The sequence below is a fragment of the Pseudovibrio sp. M1P-2-3 genome (assembly GCF_031501865.1).
Taxonomy (GTDB): Bacteria; Pseudomonadota; Alphaproteobacteria; order Rhizobiales; family Stappiaceae; genus Pseudovibrio; species Pseudovibrio corallicola.
On sequence record NZ_JARRCW010000005.1, the window covers coordinates 1 to 4738 of the forward strand.

The 4738-nt window shown below is 44.1% G+C and carries 6 protein-coding genes; 5 read left to right on the plus strand and 1 reads right to left on the minus strand.

The window, feature by feature from the left end; genetic code table 11:
- Window positions 1-405: hypothetical protein (locus tag P6574_RS21755; protein WP_310622437.1), on the plus strand; the 405-nt coding region annotated here is incomplete at its 5' end.
- Between the two features lie 826 nt (window positions 406-1231).
- Complete coding sequence (locus tag P6574_RS21760) at window positions 1232-1381, plus strand: hypothetical protein (RefSeq protein WP_310622438.1); 150 nt, start codon at window positions 1232-1234, stop codon at window positions 1379-1381.
- A gap of 66 nt (window positions 1382-1447) precedes the next feature.
- On the opposite strand, the gene mobQ is transcribed toward P6574_RS21760, so the two are convergent.
- Window positions 1448-2488 carry a MobQ family relaxase gene (gene mobQ / locus P6574_RS21765; protein ID WP_310622439.1) on the minus strand — a complete coding sequence of 347 codons (1041 nt, stop codon included), beginning with the start codon at window positions 2486-2488 and terminating at the stop codon, window positions 1448-1450.
- Window positions 2489-2723: 235 nt separating this feature from the next.
- On the opposite strand from mobQ, the gene P6574_RS21770 reads away from it, so the two are divergent.
- From P6574_RS21770 to P6574_RS21780, 3 genes are all read left to right on the plus strand, one after another.
- Window positions 2724-2990, plus strand: a complete 267-nt coding sequence (locus tag P6574_RS21770; protein ID WP_310622440.1) for a mobilization protein — start codon at window positions 2724-2726, stop codon at window positions 2988-2990.
- Window positions 2983-3459 (plus strand): hypothetical protein, encoded by a 477-nt coding sequence (locus tag P6574_RS21775; protein ID WP_310622441.1) that lies wholly within the window; start codon window positions 2983-2985, stop codon window positions 3457-3459. Before P6574_RS21770 ends, P6574_RS21775 begins: the two co-directional genes overlap by 8 nt.
- A 212-nt stretch (window positions 3460-3671) precedes the next feature.
- Window positions 3672-4694: a replication initiation protein gene (locus tag P6574_RS21780; RefSeq protein WP_310622442.1), complete on the plus strand. Its 1023-nt coding sequence runs from the start codon at window positions 3672-3674 to the stop codon at window positions 4692-4694.
- The last annotated feature ends 44 nt before the right edge of the window (window positions 4695-4738 follow it).

Genomic DNA, 4738 nt, shown 5'->3' on the forward strand with positions numbered 1-4738 from the left:
ATGCTCACACTTGGACAGGCAGCTAAAGAAGCTGGAGTTGTCAAATCAACAATTAGTAAAGCGATTAAAGATGGAAGGATTTCTGCGCAAAAATTATCAAATGGTAGCTACAGCATAGATCCTGCCGAGTTGTTTAGAGTGTTCCCTAAAAAACAGTCCGGAAACACCCGTAATGGACCATTGGAAACCCCTGAAACTAACATAGATTTATTAGTTGAAAACAGAGTATTAAAGGAGCGTGTTGAAGCATTAAATGAGAGAGTAAATGAAAAAGACCAAGCACTTTCCGATCTCAGGTCAGATCGTGATCATTGGCGGTCTCAAGCAACAGGTTTCCTTGAAGACCGAAGAGCAAGACCCTCTGTTCTTCAGACGATAATATCGTCTTTTAGACGAACTAAGTAGAAAGTATTATCAAAGTAAGAGGAATCAGAAGTTCCTGCCTATTAGATGCAAAGAGCTGTATTAAATAACAGAGTTATTAGAAGAACATCTAAAGAACAATTTATGATTCATTTTAATTATTCCCATTTACAATGTAAAATAGAAAGATAATTGAATTTAAACTTAAATTATATACGTGCATATAAATATAAACCATAAAATATGGATTTAATACTTAAATACACAAATACACTTCAATTCTAGACAGAAAATAATCATGAAAATTCTACGAACAAAGAAAGTAAACCCTCATAACTGTGGATAACTTTTATTAATTTACATAAATAATATTGCACCCTGTGGAAAAATCAACTTCAATAAAACTCGGTTGTTACTTACAATCTTTTTTGAAGATTGTAAGTAACAACCGAGTTTTATTGACTATTGTAATCTACTTGATAGAATAGGTCAGGCTGTTTTTCTGCACTATTTACAGTTTAGAAATATTTGAATACAAAAAAAGCGGACCGTTTCATTTAAGAATCGATCCGCTTTTTTTGTAAACACACAAGCAAGAACTCAGTGCAAACAGTTTAGCAACTCCCTTGTCCTCCGAGTTCTTGCTTGTGTCAAGACTGGAGCATGTAATTAATGCAACGACATAGTCGTTCAGGTCCACGCCTGACCTCTCAGAAAGCCTCTATAATCAAAGGGCTTTGGGTTCACACTAATCTCAATCAAGCACAAATTGCATCAAAGCTCGGTGGCATCAATCAGGGACGAGTCTCTGAAGTCGTAAGGGGCCTACGCTTTGAAGATATTTCACCCGCTTCAGAGGAGGTGATCAATGGCTTACAATGAGAGAACATCGAAAAAAGTCGCATCAAAAGCTGGAAAGCTTTTAGCGAACAAAAAAACACCGAAAACGGTCAAGAGTGTTGCTGCATCAGCTCTAACACAAGCACCAGACCGAAAAAGTACAAAGAAGAAAAAGTAACGCAGAGGGGCTCTTTAGAGCCCCTTTTATTTCTTCGTGATGTAGGATTTAGCAGAACGAAACGTTTTAACGCTCCAAAGCTGGTCCGCGGCTATGCCCTGAAGTTCGTTGCTGCTCCTTTTGCTGCCGCAGCTCTCGTCGCTTCTCCAGTTCGCGCTGAAGTTTTCGCTCGTTCCAAAGCTTATCAAGATCTCCAGTTCCCGCCAAAGCCTCACGGTATTGCTCCCGCTTTGCGAAGCGGGCTTGTTCTATCTGGCGTAGGGCGTTTGTCGTTTTCTCAGCGGCAGCTCTTTTGATCTCCTCGCCATGCTTTGCCGCTTCTTTTTTCACGTATTCCGCCCGTTCCTGAGCCATCTGGACAATATCGACCAAATAGGTTTTTGCCGCCCCCAAATGGCGGTTTAGGCCGGTGACAAGCCGGTTGAGATTACCGCGCTCGCTCTGTTCGCCGCGCCGCTCCATGCCTGTTGCTTCCGGCCCAAGGTGAACACTTGGGACTTCCTCGCGGCCCTGCCGTTCAAAGCTGCGATGGTCAACCCGTTCCTGGGACTGAGACCGTTCCAGGCTGTCGTTGACCATATCGGCCCATTTCTCGCGAACTTCCTCAATCGCGCCGCTTTTTTTCTGATCTAATTCGCGGGTCTTATTGGTGAGTTGATCCCCTTCAATTGTGCGCGTCGTCGTCAGAATGTGGGCATGATGGTTACGCTGATCGCCTTCCGTGTTCGGAGCGTGCACACACACATCCACCCCGACACCGTGGCGTTCAGCGAGCCATTGCCCATAGGTGCGGGCAAGCTCTTTGCGCTCTTCTGGCGAAAGTTCCGAAGGAAGCGCAACTTCATATTCCCGCGCTACCGTGGAGTTCTTGCGCTTCTCGCTTTTCTCCGCTTCATTCCAAAGAACCTCACGGTTCTCAAACTTCGGATCAGCACCTTCTGGTAAAATGATCTCGCAGTGTTCGACGCCCTGTTTCTTGGAATAATCGTGCACCTCTCCCGTTCGCTCGTCAGCTATTTCTGTACCGGAGCGATACGCAGCCGCAGCCGTGGCGCTTCGACCTTTCGAGCGCGACACGGTTTTGACGGAGAGATGATAAATTGCCAAACGCCTTTTTCCTTGTCGTCGTCCAATTTCGGCACCTACCGAAACCACGGGGTTAAGCCATCGGCTTAGGGGCTGGCCCCTAGTGAGATCGCACGCAAACGATAGTTTGCATAAGTGCGCCCTTCAAAACTCCACTTCGTTTCATTTTAGGGATTTCACCGCCAGTTTGCAATCATAAATAGCAGCACCTATTCTCACACCTCAACTGTAAATTTATTCGGGTATTTTTAACGCTATGACTACAGCACTAGAAGCCGCTCAAAAGAACTACGAGCAAGCCAAAGCCAAACTGCAAAAGGCCAAGAGCCGAGAAACTGAAAAACGACGCAAAAAAGAAACCCGCGCGAAAATCCTGCTCGGCGGCTGGATGATCGCGCAAGCCAAGAAAGACCCCAAAGCGGCAGAAAGAATGCAAAACATTATCGCCCAGTTCTCTGAGCGCGACCGCGCCACCTTTGACGGACTCGACCTGTTGAACGAACAGGAGACAGGTCATGAGTAATCAAATTCTAATCGATATGCTTGAGAAAGCCGAGTTCGCTGTTGAACGTTCAGAGCAAAGCAACGCTGAAATCATGAAGCGAACAGACCAGTTATTTGCAAAGATCGAAAACCGGCTCAGTCAACCCACCCCAAGGATCGATACGTACGAACTAAATCAGCTCGGGCGGACTGCTTTTGGAGCCATCCAGAAAACAGCCGTCCAGATTGATACTCAATTATCCATTTTAAAGCCCTCTAAGAGACTAAAAGTACTTAATCGATGGAAGACTGCGGGAATAGCTCTTATCGGACTCTTGTGTCTTCTGATCGCGTTTGTGAGTGGTATTTTCATCACCACAGCCAACCCCATTTTTTCAAAAGCCTTATTACCATATGCTCACGATATAAGTACTTGTGAAGGGCTTGGTGGCTGGGTTCAACCAGCAACGAAAACACAAGGTCGTTTATGCGTGATTACAATTGATTAAAAAATCAAAATATAAACAATAAAAACGCTCTGCGTATTTTTGTTCTAATGTTCTATAAGTTCATGAGCTAAATAGATGAATTATATCAATAGCTTACGTAACTACAGGCAACAAATTAGGAGCATAAGGCAACAAATTAGGAGCATAAGGCAACAAATTAGGAGAAAGTGAAACGTTGACAGGCAACAAATTGAAGTAAATTGTGTTGCCTTATGGGGAAAACGATTCAGGTTGCGTCTGACCGAGAATATGACGACACAAAAACAGTGCTGCCAGCAGAGTATGTACGTGGCCTCTACATTAAAAATGCTCCAAGTTTACGAGCTATCAAACTAATGCACCTGATGATTGCCACCGCAGGCGGACGGATGGCTGATGATGTGCGTCATGACATACGAGTAGCTGATATCAATGCTATTGAAGGTATGGCTCACCACACAAAAGAGACTTTGAAGCCTTTATTTGAGGAATTAAGAGCGGCAGTTCTTACTTATGATGATCCGGAGGCTATGAAGTATACTATTGGTGGGTTTCTCGATCAGGCTGTTGTTGATTATCGACAAGAAGAAACCGGAGATATTCTTGTGTCATGGTTCTTTGGTCGGATGTTTCGCGATATGGCTTCTAAGTCCGACCATTGGGCAATCCTAGACCGACAAACCGTATTTCATTTAGGCAGTAAATATTCTGTTCTCTTGTTTCAACATATCGCCAGTTTGACGGGATTAGAGCATATCAAAAGTAAGAGTTTTACCATTCCTGAGTTGAGAGCTGTTTTAGGTATTCCCGAAGGGAAATTATCTCGCTTTTCAAACCTCAATCAGCGTACGCTGCAGCCAGCTATTGAGGAGATTAATCAACTCTCCCGATTTAATTTGAAAGTAGTTCCAAAGAAAATAGGGCGTTCTGTTGTCACCGTTGAAATTGCATGGAGTTTGAAGCAAAACAAGGAAGCTACAAAGAAGGAGCTGAGCAACCATTCGACTGGACGCAAAGCTCGGCGCACCGGAACTGTTGAACAGGCTGTAGAACAGCGCACACCCTTCCCTGAAACGGGCACCATCAGCTTTTCAGAACCTTGGAAGACCATCGCGAGAGCACACGGTAATGGAAAAGATATTGATCTTATAGCAACAGATTTTCGCAATTGGTGTGCAAGCGGCGGTATCCCTTTGGACAAGAAAGGCATTGAGAAAACATTTATGGGGTTTTGCAAGAAAGTTAGAATTAATTAAAGAAACTATTTGGATAGGTTCGGAAACCATTTCAAGGAAACGCT

Excerpts from the sequence above, each read along its gene's own strand:
- P6574_RS21775 (WP_310622441.1), top strand. The coding sequence starts at position 2,983 with ATGAGTAATCAAATTCTAATCGATATGCTTGAGAAAGCCGAGTTCGCT.
- P6574_RS21760 (WP_310622438.1), top strand. The coding sequence starts at position 1,232 with ATGGCTTACAATGAGAGAACATCGAAAAAAGTCGCATCAAAAGCTGGA.
- P6574_RS21770 (WP_310622440.1), top strand. The coding sequence starts at position 2,724 with ATGACTACAGCACTAGAAGCCGCTCAAAAGAACTACGAGCAAGCCAAA.
- P6574_RS21780 (WP_310622442.1), top strand. The coding sequence starts at position 3,672 with ATGGGGAAAACGATTCAGGTTGCGTCTGACCGAGAATATGACGACACA.